The sequence below is a fragment of the Candidatus Bipolaricaulota bacterium genome (genome assembly GCA_035528115.1).
Classification (GTDB): Bacteria; Patescibacteriota; Patescibacteriia; order UBA11705; family DATKZF01; genus DATKZF01.
Window position 1 is genome coordinate 151,012 of record DATKZF010000003.1, and the last position, 23,070, is coordinate 174,081.

At 43.6% G+C, this 23,070-nt stretch carries 22 protein-coding genes and 2 tRNA genes; 7 read left to right on the forward strand and 17 right to left on the reverse strand.

All coding sequences use genetic code 11. The annotated features are described in order from the left end of the window. Positions 1-83 precede the first annotated feature (83 nt). The 8 genes from VMX18_02715 to VMX18_02750 form a co-directional block, all read right to left on the reverse strand. A tRNA-Thr gene (locus tag VMX18_02715) sits at positions 84-159 on the reverse strand. A gap of 200 nt (positions 160-359) precedes the next feature. Next, on the reverse strand, positions 360-1,250 hold the full coding sequence (locus VMX18_02720) for a hypothetical protein (protein ID HUT22298.1): 891 nt from the start codon (positions 1,248-1,250) through the stop codon (positions 360-362). A 103-nt stretch (positions 1,251-1,353) separates the two neighbouring features. Further along, a complete protein-coding gene (gene tpiA / locus VMX18_02725; GenBank protein HUT22299.1) occupies positions 1,354-2,088 on the reverse strand; it encodes a triose-phosphate isomerase in 735 nt (244 codons plus the stop codon). Between the two features lie 153 nt (positions 2,089-2,241). Continuing rightward, positions 2,242-3,513 (reverse strand): pitrilysin family protein, encoded by a 1,272-nt coding sequence (locus tag VMX18_02730; GenBank protein HUT22300.1) that lies wholly within the window; start codon positions 3,511-3,513, stop codon positions 2,242-2,244. Between the two features lie 115 nt (positions 3,514-3,628). Continuing rightward, positions 3,629-4,348: a hypothetical protein gene (locus VMX18_02735; GenBank protein ID HUT22301.1), complete on the reverse strand. Its 720-nt coding sequence runs from the start codon at positions 4,346-4,348 to the stop codon at positions 3,629-3,631. A 158-nt stretch (positions 4,349-4,506) separates the two neighbouring features. Continuing rightward, a complete protein-coding gene (locus VMX18_02740; protein ID HUT22302.1) occupies positions 4,507-5,838 on the reverse strand; it encodes a hypothetical protein in 1,332 nt (443 codons plus the stop codon). A 159-nt stretch (positions 5,839-5,997) separates the two neighbouring features. Then, the gene (locus tag VMX18_02745; protein HUT22303.1) at positions 5,998-6,351 is read right to left on the reverse strand and encodes a hypothetical protein; all 354 of its coding nucleotides are present in this window, start codon (positions 6,349-6,351) and stop codon (positions 5,998-6,000) included. A gap of 138 nt (positions 6,352-6,489) precedes the next feature. Continuing rightward, positions 6,490-6,888: a cupin domain-containing protein gene (locus VMX18_02750; GenBank protein HUT22304.1), complete on the reverse strand. Its 399-nt coding sequence runs from the start codon at positions 6,886-6,888 to the stop codon at positions 6,490-6,492. A 168-nt stretch (positions 6,889-7,056) separates the two neighbouring features. On the opposite strand from VMX18_02750, the gene VMX18_02755 reads away from it, so the two are divergent. The 6 genes from VMX18_02755 (at position 7,057) to VMX18_02780 (ending at position 12,749) form a co-directional block, all read left to right on the forward strand. Next, a tRNA-Gln gene (locus VMX18_02755) sits at positions 7,057-7,130 on the forward strand. Positions 7,131-7,369: 239 nt separating this feature from the next. After that, positions 7,370-8,725 (forward strand): PQQ-binding-like beta-propeller repeat protein, encoded by a 1,356-nt coding sequence (locus tag VMX18_02760; protein ID HUT22305.1) that lies wholly within the window; start codon positions 7,370-7,372, stop codon positions 8,723-8,725. A gap of 61 nt (positions 8,726-8,786) precedes the next feature. Then, the gene (locus VMX18_02765; GenBank protein ID HUT22306.1) at positions 8,787-9,815 is read left to right on the forward strand and encodes a hypothetical protein; all 1,029 of its coding nucleotides are present in this window, start codon (positions 8,787-8,789) and stop codon (positions 9,813-9,815) included. 84 nt (positions 9,816-9,899) lie between these two features. Further along, positions 9,900-10,595, forward strand: a complete 696-nt coding sequence (locus VMX18_02770; protein HUT22307.1) for a dolichyl-phosphate beta-glucosyltransferase — start codon at positions 9,900-9,902, stop codon at positions 10,593-10,595. Between the two features lie 58 nt (positions 10,596-10,653). Then, on the forward strand, positions 10,654-11,811 hold the full coding sequence (thiI, locus tag VMX18_02775; protein ID HUT22308.1) for a tRNA uracil 4-sulfurtransferase ThiI: 1,158 nt from the start codon (positions 10,654-10,656) through the stop codon (positions 11,809-11,811). 17 nt (positions 11,812-11,828) lie between these two features. Then, a complete protein-coding gene (locus VMX18_02780; protein ID HUT22309.1) occupies positions 11,829-12,749 on the forward strand; it encodes a D-alanine--D-alanine ligase in 921 nt (306 codons plus the stop codon). Positions 12,750-12,793: 44 nt separating this feature from the next. Here VMX18_02780 and VMX18_02785 read toward each other — a convergent pair whose 3' ends face one another. The 6 genes from VMX18_02785 to murA all read right to left on the reverse strand — a co-directional run bounded on the left by VMX18_02785 (position 12,794) and on the right by murA (position 18,846). Next, a complete protein-coding gene (locus tag VMX18_02785; GenBank protein HUT22310.1) occupies positions 12,794-13,036 on the reverse strand; it encodes a hypothetical protein in 243 nt (80 codons plus the stop codon). A 187-nt stretch (positions 13,037-13,223) separates the two neighbouring features. After that, positions 13,224-14,867: a CTP synthase gene (locus VMX18_02790; protein HUT22311.1), complete on the reverse strand. Its 1,644-nt coding sequence runs from the start codon at positions 14,865-14,867 to the stop codon at positions 13,224-13,226. A gap of 98 nt (positions 14,868-14,965) precedes the next feature. Continuing rightward, positions 14,966-15,406 carry a 50S ribosomal protein L9 gene (rplI, locus tag VMX18_02795; protein HUT22312.1) on the reverse strand — a complete coding sequence of 147 codons (441 nt, stop codon included), beginning with the start codon at positions 15,404-15,406 and terminating at the stop codon, positions 14,966-14,968. A 134-nt stretch (positions 15,407-15,540) separates the two neighbouring features. Continuing rightward, the gene (locus VMX18_02800; GenBank protein HUT22313.1) at positions 15,541-16,278 is read right to left on the reverse strand and encodes an EI24 domain-containing protein; all 738 of its coding nucleotides are present in this window, start codon (positions 16,276-16,278) and stop codon (positions 15,541-15,543) included. Between the two features lie 82 nt (positions 16,279-16,360). Beyond that, positions 16,361-17,578 (reverse strand): S41 family peptidase, encoded by a 1,218-nt coding sequence (locus VMX18_02805; GenBank protein ID HUT22314.1) that lies wholly within the window; start codon positions 17,576-17,578, stop codon positions 16,361-16,363. Between the two features lie 8 nt (positions 17,579-17,586). Continuing rightward, positions 17,587-18,846 carry a UDP-N-acetylglucosamine 1-carboxyvinyltransferase gene (gene murA, locus VMX18_02810; GenBank protein HUT22315.1) on the reverse strand — a complete coding sequence of 420 codons (1,260 nt, stop codon included), beginning with the start codon at positions 18,844-18,846 and terminating at the stop codon, positions 17,587-17,589. 116 nt (positions 18,847-18,962) lie between these two features. On the opposite strand from murA, the gene VMX18_02815 reads away from it, so the two are divergent. Next, positions 18,963-20,309: a PEGA domain-containing protein gene (locus tag VMX18_02815; GenBank protein ID HUT22316.1), complete on the forward strand. Its 1,347-nt coding sequence runs from the start codon at positions 18,963-18,965 to the stop codon at positions 20,307-20,309. A 47-nt stretch (positions 20,310-20,356) separates the two neighbouring features. Here the strand turns inward: VMX18_02815 and VMX18_02820 are convergent, their stop codons facing one another. Genes VMX18_02820 through rfbD form a run of 3 tightly spaced genes read right to left on the reverse strand, consistent with a single transcriptional unit; the run spans position 20,357 to position 22,854 of the window. Further along, positions 20,357-21,235 (reverse strand): hypothetical protein, encoded by an 879-nt coding sequence (locus tag VMX18_02820; protein ID HUT22317.1) that lies wholly within the window; start codon positions 21,233-21,235, stop codon positions 20,357-20,359. A gap of 24 nt (positions 21,236-21,259) precedes the next feature. Further along, positions 21,260-21,985 carry a sugar phosphate nucleotidyltransferase gene (locus VMX18_02825; protein ID HUT22318.1) on the reverse strand — a complete coding sequence of 242 codons (726 nt, stop codon included), beginning with the start codon at positions 21,983-21,985 and terminating at the stop codon, positions 21,260-21,262. 23 nt (positions 21,986-22,008) lie between these two features. After that, the gene (gene rfbD, locus VMX18_02830) at positions 22,009-22,854 is read right to left on the reverse strand and encodes a dTDP-4-dehydrorhamnose reductase (GenBank protein ID HUT22319.1); all 846 of its coding nucleotides are present in this window, start codon (positions 22,852-22,854) and stop codon (positions 22,009-22,011) included. Between the last annotated feature and the right edge of the window lie 216 nt (positions 22,855-23,070).

The window sequence follows — 23,070 nt, forward strand, 5'->3', positions numbered from 1 at the left end:
AAAAAACCGCCGATTGGCGATTAGCTATGACTGGCCTGCCAGCCGAAGCTCAAGACGAGCCTTCGCGAGTCGAGAGCGAAGGCTGGAGCCCGAGAGCGGATTTGAACCGCTGACCTACTCCTTACCATGGAGTTGCTCTACCAACTGAGCTACCCGGGCGAAAATTAATATATTTTATGAGTCCACAGCCACAGCAACTGCCTGTCCCTGCCTTCGTACGACTCCGGCAGGCAGGCGCCGAAGTTTTAACGAAGGCGGACCTGTCCGCCGAAGCTCGAAGAGCGTAGGCGGAAGCTACCCGGGCGAAAGGCGAAAATTTTATAAAATCATTATATACGATCAAAAAAAGAAAATAAAGCCTACCATAAAAAATTAAGGCCTTTGGAATCTTTTGTCAACTCCATTGCCTTTATTTTTTCCGCGTAATCTCGCAACTTCTGGTTGTCCGGATTAATCCTTTTCAAACCATTAAGGGCTTCCATGGCCAAAAGTTTATTATTGGCCGCGATGCTGGCTTCAATCAACAGATCAAGATTCCTGGGATTGTTCGGCTCGAGCGAAACCGCTCGCTTGAAATAATCCACGCTCATTTTGTAACTGCCCATGGCCAAGGCCACTTCACCCAAATCAACATAATCATCGGCCAATTCAATGCTGTTGGAAAACGTTCTGACCTCCCGATTGTCTTCTTGTTTCGTCACTTCCTGCGATATTTTCAAATCCAATTTCAACACGAATTTATAAGTTTCCAGAGCGGATTTGAATTCTTTCTTTTTATAGTAAAGATCGCCCAAACCCTTGAAAGCTCCCTTTTCCTGGGGCGATAAACTGATAATTTCAATATATTTTTTCTCCGCGTCCGCCATATCCTCTTTCTTCACGGCCTCTTGAGCTTCAGCCAGCAACTGATTGATTCTTTTTTTGAATTCAACCGCGTCTGAAGCCGTTTGCTTGACTTCTTCACGCTTATATTTTTTTTCCAAATCCTGCACTTTCGCGCGAAAGGCTTTCAGCCAATCGGAAAATTTGGCCCAGGCCGGCGCCAGTCCTTTGGTGAACAGATCCTTTGTTCTTTGCGTTTTTCGTTTCAGTCGATCGCTTAAAATCTTGTCTCTGGTTTCGTTTTCTTTTTCTCTCGAAATAGTCGAAATATCCAAAGTCTTCACCTGAGGCAATTTTTTGATCAGGATGTAAACGATCAAGCCCAAACAGACCCCGATCACGCCGACCAATATCCAAGTTAACAGCATACGAACAAATAAAAAAAGATAATATATACCTTATTTAACGCCGATTTAATATACTTATTTTCTTTATACAAACTATCATTTTCAACGAATTATGTCAAAGAAATCAGCGGCCGGATTTCTTGAATATTTTTTCAAGTTCAGCCACATCAAGACTGGTCTTCCCGACTAAAAATCCTCTGATTTCTTTTTTCTTCAAATATTCTTTGATGTTTTTGGAATCAACGCTGCCGCCATACAAGAACTTCACTTTTTCATCGAAAAAATCGCTGCCGTACATATTGGCGATCAAACGTTTGGTGGCGCGGGCGACATTGACGACATCGTCCGGCGAACAATTCTTGCCGGTGCCGATCGCCCAGACCGGCTCATAAGCCAAAAACAATTCGCTTTTTTCTTTGGGTTTCAATTTCGCCAACGCGCTCTTCAGTTGATTGATTATCACTTGATCGCGGTTGTCTTTTTCGGATTCTCGCTCGCCAAAACACAAAATCGGCGTCAAATCAACTCGCCAAGCCTGTTTGACTTTTTGATTGATCAATTGCTCGCTTTCGTCCAGCATATATCTGCGCTCGGAATGTCCGATGATGGCGAATGAACAGCCGACTTCTTTAAGCGTGGCGGCGGACACTTCTCCGGTAAAAGCGCCTTTTGGAAACGGCGAACAATCTTGAGCGGCCAAATCAAGTCCGCTCTCATTTCCGGCCGCTTTGAGCATCGGCGCGCTCGGCGCCAAAATCAAACGGAATTTATCCGTCGGCAAATTTTTAACCTTATCGATCAGATTCAATGTCTCACGAAAGCCGAGATTCATTTTCCAATTGGCGATAAAATACTTCATACGTTACGAATTATTGCGACTGATTAGCTAGCCTTGGCTTTATATTCATTACAAATCAAGCTTGTAGCTTATTAGCTTATTAGCTTTTTAGCTGGTAGGTGGCTTAAGTCCGGCTTCTTTGTTCCATGTTACGTGTTATATGGTGTCGTAACCTTACAATTCCAATAATTTTTTAAAATCTTCACCGCCTTCGTCAAACGGTCCGATCAAAGCGAGATTAAGAAATCTTTTCAGGAGAACTTCCTTAGCGACTTTTTCAACATCTTCAACGGTCACTTTATCAAACAAGGCGAATTTTTGTTCGGGCGTTAAAATCTCGCCGGTTAAGGCCGCTTGTTTGGCAAACCACTCGGCCGCTTCGGACGAATCCTCGAGATGCAAAATAACTTTGCCCCGCAAAAATTGTTTGGCGTCTTTTAATTCGTCTTCGGTCACGCGGCCGTCTCTGATCTTCTTTAATTCGTCCAAAATCAATGAAATGGCTTCTTTAATCCTGTTTTTATCCAACCCGGCCTGGACGATCAAATTGCCCGTGTCCTTATAAATATTGATGTAGCTTCTGATAAAATAACACAAACCTTTCCGTTCTCGAATATTGATAAAAAGTCTGGAGCTCATGTTGCCTCCCAAAATAATGGCCAGCAAATACAGCGCGAAAACACGATCATCGCCGTATGGAAAACCGGGAAAACCGAAAGCCAGCTGAACTTGCTCGGTGGCTTGCTTTTTTATCATCAACTTCGGTTCGGTTTGATCGAAAACGAATTTTGAAAATTCGGGAGGCTCTTGACTCGTTGCCTCGAAAGAAAAAGCCTTTTCTATTTTTTCTTTTATATCGTCCGGAAACTTGCCGGATACGGCAATCACCAGATTGTTCGGTTGATAAAACGCATTTTTATAATCTAGCAACTCTTGCCTTGAAACGGTTTTAATCACCTCGCGCGGCCCGCTGATTTGCCAGCCCAAAGGATTGCCGTCGAAAATACATTGCTCGAGAAGATCCTCGATATACATCAACGGATTATCCTCGTACATATTGATTTCTTCAACGATCACCCCGCGTTCACGATTGATTTCATTTTCATCGAACTTCGAATTAAGCAACATATCGGACAAAACATCCACGGCCAAATCTATTTTTTCCGAATCTATTTTAATGTAATAAGCGGTCCAGTCTTTGGCGGTCATGGCGTTAAACTCCGCGCCTACGCTGTCCAGTTCTTTGGAAATGGCCAAAGTGTTCGGTCTTTTCTCCGTGCCCTTGAACATCAAATGTTCGATAAAATGAGAGGCGCCGTTGATTTTTTCGGATTCATACCTTGAACCGACGCCGAAAATGGCCATGACGGATACGGCTTTGGTTTCATTACTCGGCACCAAAATCAATTTCGCCCCGTTTTTTAACTTATATTCTTCATATTTCATATAAAAACATTATAATCGATCACCGCTGAAAAAACAACCGCGACCTTAATTTTTTCAATTAAAAAAAGACTTCGCGTGGGAAGTCTTTACTCCTTTCATTTCATGGCGCAATGCCTTATGAAGACATTGTCAATTTAATACGGTCTAGCTGCACGCCGAAGATTTTTTCCGTCGCCGCGACCGCCAGATGGATTTTTTCCTCGATCTCTCTGTGGCCATCTGAAACATTCAGCGACAACTTCTTCGCCAACACCGCGCCCACCTCCTGCTTAACGGAATCAACGAACTTTTGAAACAGGACAAACTCTTCCACCATTTTCGGCAGATACCTGTCCTGCACGCTGAACCCGAGCTCAACTCGGTATGATTTTCGATATGCCGTCTCATGAACATGGACGTCGCAGACAACACGTATCTCTCCCCCCCACACCTCGGGCACGGCCGGCCCTAGATCAGGGAACTTTTCCATGGGATTCGTATCTTGGGGACAGAGCGCGGAACGACCCGCTTCGTCCACCAAGTACATTCTGTCCGTCGACATCCCTTTTGAGCTGACTCGAATCAGACGATACTTATTTTTCGGAGGCAATGGCCACCTAAAATAGGTGGCGTGAATCCGGCCGGTGCCGACCACCATGACCGCTCCGACAAGAGCTTCAATCACGGCCAAGGCAATCCGAGCCTCGACCACCAGCGGCAGCGCGATGACCGCGCCAATGAACAGCGCCCAGATGACCGCCAAGGCATTGCGGCAATGTCTGAGCAAGGACTTGAAGTTCTTGCTCTGCCGTTCGGCGATCAGCTTTTTGCGGCGGCAATCCTCTGTGTACTCCAAGAATATTCTCGCTACCCGATGTCCGCTCATTTGTCCCTCCTCCGTATTTCAATGCGTTAAACCCAGTCTTTCCGACCTCATACATTTACACAAAATCAATAATTTGTCAACCAAAAAATGGGATACCCTCCCATTTTACGGCTTTATATAATTACCAACTACAATATCTGCGGCAGACTTTCCGCCTTTTTTATCTTGCCGGCAATGATTGATTCAATGTTTTTGGTGCCCAATTTATGAGCGTCCAGATAGCCTTCCATGGCCGCCTCGGCCAGCCAGCCAGAATCAAGCCAGTCAAAAAGCCATTGATCCGCGTATCTGGGATCCAATTGATCCATGCCCGCGCCGATTGATTCGAGCCACATTTGATTGAACAGTTCTTGAGACCCAATGGGCGGAGCAATGATGATCGGAATGCCGAGTGCGCAATAAAAGGACAGCTCACTCGGCTTGGTCCATAAAATATCGGTGGTCAGCAAAGCTTGATTGAACCTGTCCATGTATTCGTGAAAACTGAGCGAATAAATTATATCGACTTTACTTTTGTCTTTTCCAAATCCGTGCTTCGCCGCCACTCGCTCGAAATATTTATAAATTTCATTTCTGACGCCCGCGACCAGATTTATTTTCACTTGGCCTTCATTGATTTTCTTTTTCAAACTGCCGATAATCTGATCGCCTATCTCTCTTTGCGCGCCCGCGCCGCCGACCGCGAAGGTGATGGTCAAAGGGCGCTCGACTTTGTCCGGCACGCAGCCGGCCGGCAAATTTTCTTCAATGGTCTTTTCGTATTTGCCTCGATAAATATTTTTAGGATCCAAATTACAAATGCGCTCGCCCATGTGTTTTTTCAAGATTTCCAGATTATGACCGTCGATATTTTCTTTCGGCAAAGGAAACCCGGTTAAAAAAATATTTTCTTTTCTGATGCCGTATTCAATCAACCGATCGACCGCCCTTTTGGTCGGCGCGAAATATTTCAATCTGCTCTTTTTGGGCTCGAGCGGCGCCCAAGTGCGGGAAACATCCGTGTCCGTAATTACCACATAAATGTCATTTTTGAAATTATGAAATTCCGCGAAAAATGCGGGCACGAAAAAAGTGGTGATCAGCGGAATGTTTTCATGATTCAAATACTCGATCAAGTGGCGGCCCCAGCCCTTTTCCATGTAACGGTACATTTGCTTAATCTGGAATGTGGCGGCGGACAAATCGCGTCTCGGATAAAAAGGATCTATGTTTTGAAAATATTTATCGTAAAATTTAAAAACTTCATTACCCAAAAAAGGCACGTGTTTTAATCTGGAAACGAATTCATAAAACTTGCGGCTGCGCCGCCAAATCCGCGCGTCTTTATCGGGGATGCCCGAATAATCGTTGGCCGTGATGATTCCTTCATACGCTATGTCTTTTAGCGGAAATGCGGCGCGCTGATGACCATATCCCATGGTGACGGCGACGACCCAGGCTTTGTTTTTGGTTTTTATCATATTACAAATAACTGCTTCAAATAGGACTATCTAATTTTTTTTTAATCAATCATTACGAATAATTACAAATTATCCCCAAAAAATCCCATTGGGACAATCTTCTCGGACAATAGGCGCTATGAAATAGCCAATTCGCGGAATGTAATTCGTAACTATTGCTCAATAGACCTTCTTAAACTTAACATGAAAGACCGGCTCATAATTATTATCCCCTTTATCGGTCACTTCCACGGTCTCGCCTTTGACGAATTTATTCAAAGCGATATCGGACAAAAGTTCTTCGTCCGTTTGAATATCGGCTTTTAAGCTATCGAGTTCTTCGAATTCTTTGGCGAAATCCTGCCTCACCTGCGCTTCCAAATTCTTTTTCTTGTCTCTTGTTTCGTTGAACTCATCAACCATGTCCTTGTATCCCGGAGTTTGTCCCAGCGTGTCTTTGTAAATTTTTCTCAATTCTTTTTGTTTATTCCTGGCTTCTTGAACGCGGTTGAAGACTTCTTGGATGTTCTGCATACGTTACGAATATTAATTCTAATTAGCAGCCTTTGTTTTTAGCCGATGGTTTAGTTCACGTTACGAATACGTTACAAATATTTGCATCAAACAAGGCAAGCTTGACCGTTCTTATTTATTATGAATTTTATCAAAAAATTATTCCGTCGTTTGTCCGTCAAATTCAGCTTCGTTGGCCATGGCCTCTTCCTTGGTCGCTCTCACCACACCGTCTTTGTGATGAGCGGGCGAATAAATGGTGTAAAGTTTCAAATCCTCGGCATCTGAAACATTGATGACATTATGCTCGGCTCCGGCCGGCACCACGATGGCCGAACCGTCAGTGACTTCGTATTCATTGCCGTCAATAATGACTTTGCCCATGCCTTTTTCAAAACGGAAAAATTGATCATTGTCAGCGTGAATTTCCATGCCAATGTCTTCATTGGGTCGAAGCGACATTAAAACCAGCTGGCTGTGTTTGGCAGTATACAAGACTTTACGAAAATTACCGTTTTCCAAAGTGTCTTTTTCAATGTTGGCGAAAAATCCTTTCATAGATTTAAAAATTATGAGTTATCTTTTTCAATTATAACAGTATTGAAAAAACGCCGCAATGTAAACCATCCGCAGTTTGACAAATTTTCCTCAATTCCGTATAATATTTTTAGTTTTTAAAGAACTTTAATGTTTGTTATTTGAAATTTGTTGTTTGTAATTTCACGTTCGGGGGTCGTCTAATGGTAGGACTCCAGGTTTTGGTCCTGGCTATCGGGGTTCGAATCCCTGCCTCCGAGCCAGCCTTCGCTTCTCACTCTGTTCGGAGCTTCGGCTGGCAGGCCAATAAGCCGTAATTTTTTTTATAAGGATGAGAACCCCGAGCCTACTAGTCGGGTTCGCCTGCCGAAGCGTAGCGTAGGCGGGCCAATTAGCCGCAAGGCTTTTTTTGTTTGGCAAAAAATTGTTTGAAAGTCTCAGAATTGATATAATAAAACAAACGGACGTAAATATTTAATATTTAAAAATCCACTACAAAAACATGAAAAAAAATTTAATCCTCTTGGGGATCGTGATTATTTTAATCGGCTCAAGTTATTTTATTTGGCATCAAGCTCAATCGAAGATCGGCGTTGACCATCCCGCAACCTCGCTCGAGACTACCAAAGACGGACAATCTATCAGCAAACACCAATGGCCCCAATTTCATGGGACATATCTTCACACCGGATACGCAGATATTGAAGGACCGGAAAAGGCCATTTTAAAATGGAAGTTCAATTTGGGAAAAATAACGGGGACCAAACCTAACAGCGTGATAATTGCCTCCGATGGAACCATTTATGTCGCCGGAGCCGGGAAAATATTCGCTTTGGATAAAAATGGAACCGAAATTTGGGAAAAAAGCTATCAAAATACTCAAGGTCCCGCTTTGGCGGAAGACGGCACTATTTATTTTCTTTCGGGAAAGGCGATCATTGCCTTGGACAAAGACGGAAAAGAAAAATGGCAATTTAAAACCAATGGGAATACGATTATCGCTCCGACGGTGGGGCCGGACGGAACCATCTATCAGGGTAGCTGGGATGGTTATTTTTATGCGATCAATAAAGACGGGACTCTGAAATGGAAATATAAAACAGCGGGGGCAATCTCCTATCCGGCCAGCATCGATCAAAACGGAATAATTTATTTGGGCGGCGGCGATGCCCATGCGGGTCCGGATGGCAATCTTTACGCCTTTAACCCCGACGGAAGTTTGAAATGGAAATACGACACGAAAGCCATGCGGGTCGGCTCTCCGGCCATAGGTTCCGATGGATTGATCTATGTTCCGGCCGCTCCCGCCTTGCTTGCGTTTGATTCTTTAGGAAATCTGAAGTGGAGCAAAGGACCGGCCACAAATTTTAATAATATTCCAACTTCAGACCTGGACGGATGCGGCGCGCCGCCGCTGCCAGCTTGCGGCGGAATGGGGCAACCTCAAAATGGAAACATGAACGAAAACATGCCGCAACCGCCCATGGGACAAGATGACATAGCGGGAATTATCACTCCGGCAATCTATGCCGATGAAACAATCTATGTGGGCAATGCGCAAGGCATTTTATCCGCCATTGATCTTAAAACCCAAAAAATAAAATGGACTTACGAGACGGACGCCAATCCCAATCAAGCCGGCTTTTACGGTCTGCCGAACTTTCCGCTTGTTGATAAAGACGGAACGATTTATTTCGGATCAATAGATAACAATATGTACGCGGTTAACAAAAAAGGAAAACTTTTATGGAAATATCAAACGGGCGGCAAAATCACCGAAGCCTCGCCCGCCTTTGATAATAGCGGAACTCTTTATTTCACTTCCGAAGACGGCTATCTATACGCGATAGGCGAATAATTTCATAATATGATCATGAAACACTCGACAATAATTTAATATTTAAAATAAACAAAAATTTATGGACTTTCTAAAAAAACACGACCTAACAGTGTCAAAAATTTTCAAAATCGCCGGACTGGCGATTTTGGGCATTGTCGTCGTCGCGATCGGCTTTCGTTTGGTCGGATCGTCATTTAATTCGGTATTCGAAAAAAATGAAATCGGCTATGGCGTTTCCCCTCAAAGCGCGCCCGCTCAAGATTACGCCGCGGATTCGGAAACGGACATGAAATACGCAGGCGTCGGTTCGGTCGGTTTATCAATGAGAAATGTCGCGCCGACACCCGGTTACACGACGGGCAACGATGCTGAAGAATTTGAAGTGACCGAATATTACGCGACAGTGGAAACGCGCGAACTCGATGAAACCTGCGCGACGATCGCGACTCTCAAAGCGCGACCTGACGTTGTCTTTGAAAGCGCCGGCGAGTACGACCGCGGTTGCAACTACGTTTTTAAAGTAGAAAAAGATAAGGTCAATGAAATTTTGGAAATCGTTAAAGGAATAGATCCCAAAGAACTGACCGAAAGCACCTATACCATTAAAAATTTAATCGAAGATTACACCAGCGAAATTGAAATTCTCGAAAAGAAACTGACGTCCATCGACGAGACTCTGCAAAAAGCCATGGACGCGTATGATGATGTCACCTCTTTGGCCACCAAAGTTCAAGACGTGGAAACTCTGGCCAAAATCATTGACAGCAAAATCGCCATTATCGAAAGATTGACCCAAGCGAGAATCAATATCAATTCCCAGCTCGATTCGATCGCCAGATCAAAAGCCATTCAGCTCGATCGATTGGAATACACTTATTTTCACATCAATATTCTCGAAAATAAATTCGTTGACGGAGAAAATCTGAAAGATTCATGGAAAGCGGCCATCAAGGCTTTCGTGAGCGATATCAACGAAACCGCCCAAGATATTACGGTCAACCTCGTGGCCTTCCTGTTCGTTGTGCTGCAATTCGCCCTTTACTTGCTGATTCTGCTGGTCATTGTCAAATATGGTTGGAAATTCACCAAGTCCTTCTGGAAAAAATAATTTTTAAGCCTTAATACGCCTCTCGCAAGAGAGGCGTATTAATTTTATTTGGCTTTTTGCTTATTTTTGCTAAGATGGCTTTATATGCCACAGCTTTCAGTCATCATCCCCGTTTATAACGAAGAAAAAAGAATCGGCCAAACTTTGCCCGTTTTTTTGAATTATTTAAATAACAGCGGACTTGATTTTGAAATCATCGCGGTCAATGACGGCAGTAGCGATCGTTCCACGGAAATTTTAAAAACTTTTCCGTCGATAAAAATCATTGAGCTGGAAAAAAACTCGGGCAAGGGCGCGGCCGTTAGAGCGGGAATGTTGGCGGCCGACGGAGACTTTTTGCTTTTCGCGGACGCTGACAATTCCACTCCGATTGAAGAATTGAAAAAACTGTGGACGTATAAAGACAACTTTGACATCATCATCGGCTCGCGCCATGTTCGCGGCAGCGACGTTAAAATCAAACAACCATTGACGCGGCGCGCCGTGTCATTTGCCGGCAATCTTTTGATTCGGCTTTTGGCTTGTTCGAAAATCAAAGACACGCAATGCGGATTCAAATTATTTTCAAAAAACTCGGCAAAAAAACTTTTTCGTCTTCAGAAAATAAACCGCTGGGGCTTTGACATCGAGCTTTTATATCTGGCAAGAAAGATGAAATTTCCCGTTAAAGAAACTCCTGTGGTTTGGATCGATTCCCCGAGAAACTCCATTAAAACCAAAGATATTTTTCTAACTTTTATTGAATTGATTAAAATCAGATTTTCCAAATACGATCTTTAGTTACAAGATTACAAGATTTTTCGTACAAGATATTACCAGATAACAATAGAGTTCTATTATGATTCCTGTAATAATACTCCATCTGGGCGAAATCATGCTCAAAGGACAAAACAAACCGTTTTTTTCCAAAATATTGATTAAAAACATCAAAAACTTTTTGGATCTCAAAGAATACACCGATATTGATAGAAAGGAAGGAAAAATCGTCATTGAACTGAAAAAAGACGATCCAAAAACTAATCTGCCGAATCTGCTGGCGAAAATACCCGGTGTGGCCAATGCCGCGTACGGCTACAAATGCGGCAGAACTTTAGCCGAATTAAAAAACAGCGCGCTCAAAATAAGCCGAACAAAAAAAGTGGAGACTTTTAAAATTCAAACATCCAGATCGGACAAAACATTCAAATACGACTCCATGGAAATCAATTGCCTCTTGGGCGAGCATCTGATAAACAACTCGAAAATGAAGGTCGTCATGAAAAATCCTGAACTGGTCGTGTCAATTGAGATCCCTCCGAGAATCGCTTATGTCATGGGCGAAAAAATCCGCGGCGCGGACGGCCTGCCCACCGGCTCCTCGGGCAAAGCGGTTTGTTTACTGTCAGGAGGAATTGACAGCCCGGTGGCCGCGTATCTTTTGGCCAGGCGGGGCGCTCAAATTATTTTGGTTCACGCCGAAAACAAAACCCTCTCGACCGATCAAAATCGCGATAAACTGGAAAAATTGGCGGCCAAATTGTCAAATTATCAAAAACCCATTAAACTGTATATGGTTCCTTTCGAACAAATTCAAAAACAAATAATCGCCCATACCGAAAGCTCGTATCGCATGATTATTTACAAAAGATTCATGCTGCGCCTGGCGGAAAAAATCGCCCGAAAGGAAAAAGCCAAGGCCATCGCCACCGGAGACAATTTGGCGCAAGTGGCTTCGCAAACCATGGAAAATTTGATCGTCACGGAAAAAGCCATTAACTTTTTGCTCTTGCGGCCGCTGATCGGCTTCAATAAACAAGAAATCGTGGACTTGGCCGAAAAGATCGGCACTTATGAAATCTCCATAATTCCGGCGTCCGATTGTTGCTCATTCATGGTGGCCAAGCATCCGCAGACCAGAGGCAAGCTGTCCGAGGCGGAAAAATTCGAAAAAGAAATGGACGTCGAAACCTTGGTGGCTGAAGCTGTCTTGAAAGCCAAAATTAAGATATTTGAATAAATTTAATTTACAATAATATGCTAAAAATCGCAGTTATCGGCGGAGGCTCTTCTTCCGAACGAAAAGTTAGTTTAAATTCATCAAAAAAAGTTTTTGAAAATTTAGATGAAACCAAATACGAAAAATATTATTTTGATTTTCCAAACGATTTAGAAAAATTTTTAGAGAATCATAAAAATTTAGACGTGGTCATGCCGGTTTTGCACGGAGTGGGTGGCGAAGACGGACAAATTCAAGGATTTTTAAAAACGCTCGGATTAAAATTCACTTTCTCCGACGTAACCGCTCAGGCAATCGCGATGGATAAACATTTGACCGAAATTTTAATAAAAACCGAAACGGACATAAAGATGCCCGAAAGTAAAACATTTGAAATCGATGAAATCAATACTGAAGAAATAGAAAAATCATTTTCTTATCCGCTGGTGATCAAGCCGACCATGGGAGGCTCGAGTCTGGGCGCTTTCATAGTTAAAGACAGAAATGAACTGGAAAAAGGTCTGATTGACATCAAAACATTCAACCAACCTATTTTAGTTCAAGATTATATTACCGGCAGAGAATTAACCGTGGCTATTTTGGGAAACAAAAGAATGAAAGCGCTGCCAGTCATTGAGATCTGTCCAAAAAAAGAATTTTTCGACTACCAAGCCAAATATGACTCGCAATTTTGCGAAGAAATTTGCCCGGCGGAAATAGACGACGCTTTGGCTCAGGATTTGCAAAGGCAAGCTCTGCTCGCACACCAAGTTATCGGTTGCCGAGGTCTTTCAAGATCAGACTTTATCGTGACCAAAGATAATGAGATTTTCTTTTTAGAAACAAACACTATTCCCGGAATGACCTCGGAATCGCTGGCGCCAAAAGCGGCGGCCGCCGACGGCTATTCATATCCCGAATTTTTGGATAAATTGATTGAACTCGCCCAAGAAGCCTAAACTAATTTCAAAAACCCCCTTGGAATTTTTTCCAACGGGGTTTTTTAGTCCTCAAAATCGTGATACTGCCTCCCGGACGCGGCGCGCTTGTACAACGCCGTCACCAAGTTAATGATCAATATCGCGGCGATCGGGCCGACCAAGATGCCCCACTTGCCGAAAAAGAACAAGCACGCGAACGCGGCCGCCACTCCCAGCAATACGCTAAGGAGGGCGACAAGGAAGTCCTTGGACGGACGATCCATGGCTGTCCTCCTTTCGGGAGTTTGTTCAAAATAAGATAGCATTTTATAAAAAAAAGAGCAACGGACCCCCCCGTCGCTCAATCACAAATTGCCGTAATAATCCCAACAAAAGATCAAATGCTTAAGAATATTGTAATTCGTAACAAATAACCTGAAAGCTTAATTGAATATTGTAATTCGTAACAGATAACTTGAAAGCTTAATTGAATATTGTAATTCGTAACGTAGATCAAATCATCCCCCGATCCTGATTTTCCACGGCCGCGGTGACAAACGCGTTAAACAGCGGATGTCCGGTAAACGGCCGCGACTTGAATTCCGGATGAAACTGCGTGCCCACGAAAAACGGATGATCCGGCACTTCAATGATTTCCACCAAATTACCGTCTGGCGACGCACCGGCCACCAGCAATCCTTTTTGCTCGAGCAAACTCCTGAAATCATTATTGACTTCATAGCGATGGCGATGCCTCTCGGAAATATCTTCGCGACCGTAAGCTTGATAGCTTTTCGATTTTTTATTCAAAACGCACGGATAGGCGCCGAGGCGCATGGTTGAACCGTAGCGGTGCTGTTTAATGTTTTTAACCTGCTCGGGCATGATGTCAATGACTTTATTCTCCGCCTTTTCATCGATTTCTCCGGAAGTGGCGTTAACCAATCCGCAAACGTTTCTGGCAAATTCGATGGTCGCCAGCTGCATGCCGTAGCACAAACCGAGATACGGAATTTTATTTTCTCGAACAAACTGAATCGCTTTTATTTTGCCTTCAACGCCGCGAGAGCCGAACCCTCCGGGCACGATGATGCCCGCGTATTTTTTCAATTCTTCCAGCCGGCTCGGATTTTCTTCATAAACGCCCGAGTCAATCCAGTCAATTACCGGTTTTACGCCGCGCATCCAGCAGGCGTGTTTGATCGCTTCAATGACCGAGATGTATGAATCCGATAAAACAAAATCCCCTATATTGAAATATTTGCCGACAATGCCGATTCTCAATTCTTTTTGGGCTTCTTTGATTCTCTTGACCAAGTTTTCCCAATCAGCCAAATCGGTTGCCGTTTCCTTGGATTCCAAACCGAATTTTTTCAGAATTTTCGTGCCCAGATGCTCAGCCTCAAAATTAACCGGCACCTCGTAAATGTATTCGATATCCGGCGCGGAAATAACGTTATCAAAAGGCACGCTGCCGTTGGTGGCGATTTTTCTTTTTCGGATCTCATCGAGCGGTCGCTCTGAGCGGCATAAAATAAAATCCGGTTGAATACCCGCGGAATTGAGCGTTCTGACCGCGTATTGGGTGGGTTTGGTTTTCATTTCGCCCACTTTGCTAGGAATCGGCAGGTAACTGACCAAGACGAAAGCCACGTCGTTCGCGCTTTTCAATTTCATCATGCGAGCCGCTTCCAGAAAAAGCAAATTCTGATATTCTCCGACTGTGCCGCCGATTTCTATGATCATTATTTCACATTCGGTCTTTTTCACGGCCGAATGAATACGCTCGATAATTTCTTGCGGAATATGGGGAACCACTTCCACGCACTTGCCGCCGTATTCCAAATTTCTTTCTTTGCTGATCACCGACTGGTAAACTCTGCCCGTGGTCATGTAATTTTCAGAATAAATGTTGGTATTTAAAAATCTCTCGTAATTTCCAACGTCCTGATCGGTCTCATCGCCGTCTTCGGTCACGAAAACCTCCCCATGTTCGGTGGGATTCATCGTGCCCGCGTCCACATTTATGTACGGATCCATTTTAATGGCGGACACTTCATAACCCTTGGCTTTCAGCACCGCGCCGATTGAAGCGGTGGCAATCCCCTTGCCCACGCCGCTCATTACCCCTCCCACCACGAAAATGTATTTGGCCATATTTACTCACGCAACATGCAACATGAAACATGTGACATTATAACAATTGCTCCATGCTCCATGATTCATGTTTTAGGATTTAGATATTAGAAATTATTTTATTCCGACTTGATTACCAAATCTATTGTAATATTTTTATCTCCGGCTTTAACGTCAATTTTATACTCCCCCGCTTTTTTAATCGGTTCATCGAGTTTGATCATTTTGGACTTAATGTTAATGCCCGACTTCTTCAATTCAGCGGCAATCTTGTCCGCTGTTATTTTTGCGAAAAAAGTGCCGTTTTCATCAGCTTTGGCCGAGATAGCCAATTTCAGCGAATCCAATTTTTCAAGCAGACCAGGCTGATTGATTTTTCCCTGTGTTCTTTGGCGCTCTTGCTTTTTCCGAGACGCTTGGGCCTTGGCCACTTCTCCGGCCGTGGCCGCCTTGGCGATATTATTGGGAAATAAATAATTCATGGCAAACCCTTCGGAGACTTCCTTTATGTCTCCGATTTTACCCAATTTCGAATCGTTTTTGATTAAGACCACTTTCATATTGTTATCAGTTCGTAGTTAGAATAGTTAGAGTAGTTCTGAGTTAAAGTAGTTAAATTAGTTTTTTATGCAGGCGAAAAAATAGAACATTCGTAGCTTTATAGCCCTTTTTTATTATATCAGCTTAGCACATTTTATTTCTTATGCAAAAATTCCTTGTAAAACATGCTCCCGGCCATAACGCAAACCGGTAAAAACAACAAATTAAACACCGGAATCAAGGCGCCAACCATAATTCCCAATCCGAAGCCGAGCATGGGCCATTTGTTTTTTTTAAAAGCGGCCAATTTTCTATCGAAATTCCATTCGCGCCGATCCAGCTCGAAATCCAAAAACTCCATGGCCAAAAACCAAGCGGTGATGAAGATATTCAAAAGCGTGATGAAAGTGACGCCGATCAAAGGAAACAAACTGATTATAAACAGCAAAACCTGCGAAGATACAAACAAGAATATTCGCTTGACGCCGCCGAACAATGAAATCGAAAAAACCTTGATGTTTTGTCCGATTGTTTTTTTAGCCGCTTTTTCCGCGGTGCCGAGAAGCGCGGCGGTTTTTTCCGACAAAATTTCATAAAACGGCGAGCCGATAATATTGGCTAAGGCCACGAAAGTAAAAAGCATAAAGAAAAAAAACAAAGCCAAGCCCGCGCCGACAATAAAATAATACAACAGACTTTCATACCAAATATCAGACGATAAAAAATCGAGCGAGCCGGACAAACCCGTGAACGCCAGATAAAACACGGCGGCGTAAATCAATAAATTGATCGCCATGGGAAACGCCATCCAAACAAACAATTTTTTGTTCGCCAGCAAAGTTTTAAAAGCCGCGAACGGAAAAACAAAACCTTTGTAAATCAACTTCAACATATAAAAAAAACCTAAAAACGAAAAACTAAAGAGCGTTTAGATTCTATTTTTAGGAATTAAGAACTTATCTTATAAAATATTTCTACTTGCTTTTCAATATTTCCAGCGCCCGTTCGAGCTGAGGATCTTTTTCTTGAACAAAATCTTCATCGGTGATTTCCACTTCCTGATCAGGCTCAATACCTTCTTCGTTGATGGAAGCTCCGCTGGGAGTCAACCACTTGGCTATGGTCACTTTGACGGAAGAACCGTCGGACAAAGAATGCAAATTTTGCACCGAGCCTTTACCGAAAGTTTTTTTGCCGACCAAAGTCGCCAGGCCGTAATCTTTCAAAGCGCCCGCCACGATCTCGGAGCCCGAAGCGCTGCCTTCATTGATCAATACCACGGTCGGCATTTGAACGAACGCCGGCTGACCTTTGGAAGCATACTCCATTTTTTGACCGTCGCCGAATTGTTCGCTGACCACGGTTTGGCCGTTCTCTATCCAAGCCGACGCCACGAAAATCGCGGAATCGAGCAAACCGCCCGGATTGTTTCTTAAGTTCAATACAAGGCCATTCACTTTCTTGTCGAGCATCTCATCGACCGCGTCCTTGAACAAGGAATTGGTGTCGGTATTGAAACCGGTGATGTCTATATAGCCGATATTGCCGTCTTTTATTTCCGTTTTCACGCTTTGAATGTAAATAATGTCCCTGGTCACTTCCACGTCGGACGCGACATCGTTTCTTGAAATCAATAATTTCACCACAGTGCCTTTTTCGCCTCTGATATTTCTCACCGCTTCCGACAAAGTCATGGCCGCGGTTTCCTTGCCGTCCACCGCTATAATCTTGTCACCGGCTTTTAGTCCGGCCCTTTCCGCGGGTGACGAGGCAATCGGAGCGACAATCGTCAATTGACTGTCCTTGACCGCGATTTCCGCGCCAATGCCTTGGAATTTACCGTCAATGTCCTCATTAAATTCTTCTGTTTCATCAGGCGTCAGAAAAACCGTGTACGGGTCATTCAAGCCGGCCACCATGCCCTCCAAGACGCTGTAAAAAACTTTTTCATTGTCTATCTCGGATTGATTGACGAAATTTTGCTGCAGGACTTTCCAAACTTCGCGCATCAGCGACATGTTGAATTCATCCGGCAATTGCTGCTGAGTTAAAATAGCTCCGCTGACCGCCGACACGCTTTGCTTGCTCGCCTGACCGATAAAAAAACCAGCCAGCCCGACGGCGATCATTAAAACGACGATGATTGAAGTCCTGAAAAAAGTTTTATTCGGTTTTGTTTGATATGTTGGCATAAATTTGATTAATCTTTGGTTCTAGTTATTTTAGCTCCCAATTTTCTGAGACGCTGTTCCACTTTGGAATAACCTCGATCTATTTGATAAATATTATCGATTTCCGTTTTACCATGGGCGACCAAGGCCGCTAAAATCAGAGCGAAACCCGCGCGCAAATCCGGACTGGCCAGCTTTCGGCCGAAAAGACGAACCGGACCGTTGACGATCACTCGGTATGGATCGCACATGATGATATTGGCGCCCATCTGATTCAATAAATCAGTATAAAACAATCTGCCTTCAAACACGGTTTCATGAACCAAGCTCATGCCTTTGGCCTGAGTAAGCAGAACGGTAAACGGAGGTTGTATGTCCGTGGCAAAGCCGGGATATTCGTGCGTCTGCACATTCACGGCTTTGGGATCCTCGCAACCCCAAACGGTCACGTAATCCGGACCAATTTCATATTTCACTCCCATTTTATCAAACAATACCCATAAAGATTCCAAATGCTCGGGCAGACAATTGGTTACCGTCACCTTGCCGCCGACCAATGCGCCCAAAATGGCGAAACTGCCGGCCTCTACCCTGTCAGGAATGACTTTATACCTGCCGCCGCTCAGACATTCGACTCCTTCAATGGTCACCGTCGGCGTGCCCGCGCCGCAGATTTTCGCGCCGCAACTATTCAAGAATTCGGCCAAGGCCTCTATCTCGGGTTCGCAAGCGGCGTTTTTTATCACGGTCGTGCCCACGGCCAAAACGGCGGTAATGATCATTTCCTCGGTCACGGTCACGGAAATTTTCGGCAGAACGATTTTCGCTCCTTTCAATCTCTTCTTGGTCGTGAACTGATAATAATCCTTGCCTTCTTCCAGCGACGCTCCCAATTTTTTAAAATTGTCGATAAACAGATCAACCGGCCGCTGCCCGATCGCGCAGCCGCCCGGATGCGCCAATCTCACTTTACCCAATCTGATAAGCATCGGGCCGACCAAAAGCACCGAGACTCTGATTTTCTTAACCAGTTCCGGATCCAAACGATAACTTTCAATTTTTTTGGTTTGCAAACGAATGGTGGTTCCGTTCTTTTTGACTTTCGTGCCGATACTTTGAACCAATTCCAAAAGTCTGGAAATTTCCTCAATCTCAGGACAATTTTCAATTATGACCTCTTCGGAAGTAAGCAAAGAAGCGGCAATCGCCTTTAGCGCCGCATTTTTGGCTCCATTAACTTTAATTTCGCCGTTTAGTTTATAACCTCCGCTGATAATGAATTTTGACATAAATATAAATTTATTGTAACAAAAACTCGTGTTTTGAGCAAGAACCGCTTATAGTATAGCACAATCAGGCGATAATTTGATTTTTTATCAAAAAAAGACCATAATAAAAACAATGTATGACTCTAAGAACCAGGAGGATCATCGCTTTTCTTTTCATCGCCGGATTTTTGGTTTTGGCGCCGATTTTGATTTTATACAGCGCCGGCTATCGCTATAATTTCAAAAACGGACAATTCAAAAAAACCGGAGCGGTCTTCATGGAAACGGAGCCCAAAGGCGCGCTCATTTTCATTGACGGACAAACCATGGATCAAAAAACTCCGGCTCATTTGACCAACATCTTTCCCAATTTCTACACCGTCAGATTGGAAAAAGAAGGCTATTTGCCTTGGGAAAAGAAAATTGAAATCAAACCGCAAGAAACAGTTTTTGCCAATAACGTGGTGCTATTTAAAAATCAACCGGCGAAAGAAATCGAGCAGGAAGATAAAATAATCGACATTTTAAAAACACCGAGCTGCGTTTTGCTTGAAGCGCTTTCCGCAACCGATGAAAAAATATTTTCATGTTTGAATGATAAGAGCGGTTTGATACAAAAGATTTATAAATTCGACGATGCCGACGTGGAAATTTCAGCGCAAAGTTCGGATAAAAATAAATTTTTGGCGGGGATCAAAAGCGGAGATTTTCAAATTCTATCCACGGATGGGGTTTACAAACAAACGCTGGCCGACTTGCCGATTGACCTCGCCATTGTGAAATGGGACGAGACGAGCGATCATTTCATTTATGGCGGAGACAACTCCGAAATCTGGCAAATCAATCTCTTGGGTCTAGAACCCGTTTATACTTTGACCTACCGAGCCAAAGACAATGAAACGATCAATGACTTCGCCGTTTCGTCCGACCGGCTGTACCTCGTCGTTTCCGGTGAGGACGGAAATTTTTTGCGCCTGACCGACGTAAAAAATCCAAACGACGCCAAACAGTCCATTCAGCTTTTGTCGTCGAATTTCAAAATAGACTCGTTCATCGATCAATACATTGTTATAAAAGACAGCTTGAAATCAGACATTTACTTCATGGAAAACAATTTGGCAGCCACCAAACTGCATCTAAACGACATCGATCGATACGATTGGCTGGAAAAAGAAAAACTGATGGTGCTCTACAATGATTACGAAATCTATTTTTCCAATTTCAAAGAAACCACGCCGATCACCTATCTCGTCACGCGCTACAGCACCCCCATAAAAAAAATCGTCTGGTTCAACGACAACTATTTATTGGTTCTTCATGACGGCCGGTTGAAAATAATTGAAATGGATAATCGAGACAAAAGAAACGTCTTTGAATTAAACAACGAAAACGATTTGAGAATCGACAACTTCGCGCTTGATCAAAATAAAGAAAAAATTAGTTTCATCTCCGGAGGAAAACTTTTCGAACAAATAATCCAATAACATTCAATAAAAAAATACCCGCCGAAGCGGGCATTTTTTTGTTTTGTTTATTCAACTTTCTTTGGAGAACCGGGGACAACCGGCGCGACATTTCTGCCGGTCAATTGAAAATAAACGTATAAACTGAAAATGTAATAAAAAGTATTGATAAAGCTGTAAACGGCCAATGATGCGACCCAAACGACCAGCGCGCCCAAAAACGCGGCGATAATGACGCCGGACGAGCCCAAAGCAACGAACAGCAAATAACCGAAAGCTGAAAAAATAACGGCCAACAAGTAAGAGATGATGAAAATCCCGATGCCTACGGCGATCGCGAAACCTATGCGAATGAACGAAGTGAAGATAGAGATCTTTGCGTTATCTCGAAAAAGCCGCCAAGCCAAAAGAGCGGCTGTTTTTAAATTTTTGTCTTCCAAAACCAGATACGCGAAAAAATAATAAAAATAGTTGCCGAAAAAGACAAAGCCGACGATCAGCGCCAGAAACCACAAAGACAATAATGCCATAACCAAAAAACTTTCCAACCGGCTCAAAAAAATGGGCGCGATGGCAATCAGAAAGAGCAAACCTAAAATCAGATCGGCCATCAAAATCTTTTTGAATTTTGTTTTGCCGAACGCCCAAAGTTGTTTGAAATTATTCTTGATGCCGAGCGATAAATTTTGAACGCCCTTGATCAGCGCGGCCTGACAAACCACTCCGACCAAAAAAATCGCGATCAATACCGCAAAACCCAAGAATACGGAAATCAGATAGCCGGACTTGGTCATTTCCGCGAATTTTTCCGAAAAATCAAAATTAAAACCTTGATAATTTCCGCCTTCCACTCCGATCACCAAAAAAAGCCCGAAAAGCCAGAGCAATTTATTATGCCACGCCGAATACCACGACTTTCTAGCCAACTCTTTGTAATTTAATTGCATACCTCCTTGAATGATTAATAAACGTTATAAATTTATCTTTTTATTTTTGACCAAATTCGCGGCGTCCAAAAAGGAATCGAAGTTTTCGCCGCAGTCTCCCCACCAGCCGCGAAGAGTTTCATAATTCATTGTCCCCTGCTTGATGTAAAAATTATTGACATCGGTAATTTCCATCTCGCCTCTGCCGGACGGTTCCAGCCTCTTGATAATATCCCAAACTTGATTGTCATACATGTAAAGTCCGACCACGGCGAAATTCGTTTTCGGTATTTCCGGCTTTTCAATGATCTCCGTTATTTTATCTCCTTCGACCGTGGCCACGCCGTAGGAGCGCGGATTTTCCACTTGTTTGATGAATATTCGCGCGCCCCGCTCTTGACGGGAAAATTCGGTCACCGCGTTTTTCACGTTATCTTCCAAAATGTTATCGCCCAAAATTACGGCCACTTTGTCTTTATTCACAAACCGCTCGCACAAACCAAGCGCTTCGGCGATGCCGCCCGCTTTTTCCTGAACCGCGTAGCTGAATTGAGCGCCGAATTCGGAACCGTTGCCCAAAAGCTCCAAAAATTGGCCGGCATGCCCTTTGCCGGAAACAATCATGATGTCCGTGATATTGGCGTCTACCAAAGTCTGAATCGGATAATAAATCATCGGCCGGTCATAGATCGGCAACAAATGCTTATTGGTCACTCTGGTGCAAGGATAAAGCCGAGATCCCGTCCCTCCGGCCAAAATTACTCCTTTCATACAATATGCCCCCTTTAATTATTTTAATAACCCAATATTTCCAGATAATCTTTCAGCGCTTCCTGCCAAGTCCTCAGCGCAGGCAATTTGGTATTAATCAGAGACGAATACGCCGGACGTTTAGCCGGTCTGGGAAATTTGTCCGAGCCGACCTGATTGATTTTTATTTTTTTATTCGCCAAACTGAATATTTCTTTGCCGAAGCCGTGCCAGGTGCAAGAGCCGCTGTTGGTCGCGTGATAAGTGCCGAACGCTGGTTTTTCTTCCAAAATGATTTTCACCCGCTCGGCCAAATCTTTGGAATAAGTCGGATTGCTGAATTCCTCGTCCACCAAATCCAAGCTGTCTTTTTGATCTGCCAGATAAAGCATGACATCCACGAAGCTTTTTTTCGCGCCTTCCGATTTCGCTTGCTTGCCGAAAAGCCTGGAAGTTCTGATCAAATAATGTTTAAAATATTTTTTTCTAACTTGTTCTTCTCCCAAGAATTTTGACAAACCGTAAGCGCTGATCGGCTCAGGTCCGGCGTCTTCGCGATAACCTTTTTTATTTTCTCCGGAGAAAACATAGTCCGTGCTGAAATGAACCAAGGTGGCGCCGACGCGTTTTGCGGCCGCGGCCAGATTGCCCGGTCCGGCCGCGTTGATCGCCTGAGCCAAACCAAAATTCGTTTCGCAATCATCAACCGCGTTATAGGCGGCGGAATTGATGATGACATCCGGATTGAGTTCGCTTATTTTTTCAATGACTTTAGCTCTGTCCGTAATATCCAATTCCTTTCTATCAAAAAGAATCGGGCTTTCTTTTTCAAAAACCTTGGCCAAATCCTGGCCGAGCATTCCGTTTGAGCCGATAATGAGAATTTTCATATGATCGGGCGTTAAGGCTTACTTATAATTTATGAAAATTCGGCATTTTTGTCAATCGTTACAAATAATTAAATCTGTTAGGACAAGCTTGGTTTTGGTTTAATGCTTTGGTTACAAATGTTACTAATTACAAGATTCCATTTAGCTTTTAGGTTATTTGTTACGAATTACAAGATTCTTAAACTTAAAGCTATAGATGATTGTAATTCGTAACAT

Excerpts from the sequence above, each read along its gene's own strand:
- VMX18_02785 (HUT22310.1), bottom strand. The coding sequence starts at position 13,036 with ATGCTATCTTATTTTGAACAAACTCCCGAAAGGAGGACAGCCATGGAT.
- VMX18_02745 (HUT22303.1), bottom strand. The coding sequence starts at position 6,351 with ATGCAGAACATCCAAGAAGTCTTCAACCGCGTTCAAGAAGCCAGGAAT.
- VMX18_02770 (HUT22307.1), top strand. The coding sequence starts at position 9,900 with ATGCCACAGCTTTCAGTCATCATCCCCGTTTATAACGAAGAAAAAAGA.
- VMX18_02805 (HUT22314.1), bottom strand. The coding sequence starts at position 17,578 with ATGCCAACATATCAAACAAAACCGAATAAAACTTTTTTCAGGACTTCA.
- VMX18_02765 (HUT22306.1), top strand. The coding sequence starts at position 8,787 with ATGGACTTTCTAAAAAAACACGACCTAACAGTGTCAAAAATTTTCAAA.
- VMX18_02750 (HUT22304.1), bottom strand. The coding sequence starts at position 6,888 with ATGAAAGGATTTTTCGCCAACATTGAAAAAGACACTTTGGAAAACGGT.
- thiI (HUT22308.1), top strand. The coding sequence starts at position 10,654 with ATGATTCCTGTAATAATACTCCATCTGGGCGAAATCATGCTCAAAGGA.
- VMX18_02720 (HUT22298.1), bottom strand. The coding sequence starts at position 1,250 with ATGCTGTTAACTTGGATATTGGTCGGCGTGATCGGGGTCTGTTTGGGC.
- VMX18_02780 (HUT22309.1), top strand. The coding sequence starts at position 11,829 with ATGCTAAAAATCGCAGTTATCGGCGGAGGCTCTTCTTCCGAACGAAAA.
- rfbD (HUT22319.1), bottom strand. The coding sequence starts at position 22,854 with ATGAAAATTCTCATTATCGGCTCAAACGGAATGCTCGGCCAGGATTTG.
- VMX18_02825 (HUT22318.1), bottom strand. The coding sequence starts at position 21,985 with ATGAAAGGAGTAATTTTGGCCGGAGGGACGGGATCTCGGCTTTATCCT.
- rplI (HUT22312.1), bottom strand. The coding sequence starts at position 15,406 with ATGAAAGTGGTCTTAATCAAAAACGATTCGAAATTGGGTAAAATCGGA.
- VMX18_02820 (HUT22317.1), bottom strand. The coding sequence starts at position 21,235 with ATGCAATTAAATTACAAAGAGTTGGCTAGAAAGTCGTGGTATTCGGCG.
- VMX18_02800 (HUT22313.1), bottom strand. The coding sequence starts at position 16,278 with ATGTTGAAGTTGATTTACAAAGGTTTTGTTTTTCCGTTCGCGGCTTTT.
- VMX18_02815 (HUT22316.1), top strand. The coding sequence starts at position 18,963 with ATGACTCTAAGAACCAGGAGGATCATCGCTTTTCTTTTCATCGCCGGA.
- tpiA (HUT22299.1), bottom strand. The coding sequence starts at position 2,088 with ATGAAGTATTTTATCGCCAATTGGAAAATGAATCTCGGCTTTCGTGAG.
- VMX18_02760 (HUT22305.1), top strand. The coding sequence starts at position 7,370 with ATGAAAAAAAATTTAATCCTCTTGGGGATCGTGATTATTTTAATCGGC.
- murA (HUT22315.1), bottom strand. The coding sequence starts at position 18,846 with ATGTCAAAATTCATTATCAGCGGAGGTTATAAACTAAACGGCGAAATT.
- VMX18_02790 (HUT22311.1), bottom strand. The coding sequence starts at position 14,867 with ATGGCCAAATACATTTTCGTGGTGGGAGGGGTAATGAGCGGCGTGGGC.
- VMX18_02740 (HUT22302.1), bottom strand. The coding sequence starts at position 5,838 with ATGATAAAAACCAAAAACAAAGCCTGGGTCGTCGCCGTCACCATGGGA.
- VMX18_02730 (HUT22300.1), bottom strand. The coding sequence starts at position 3,513 with ATGAAATATGAAGAATATAAGTTAAAAAACGGGGCGAAATTGATTTTG.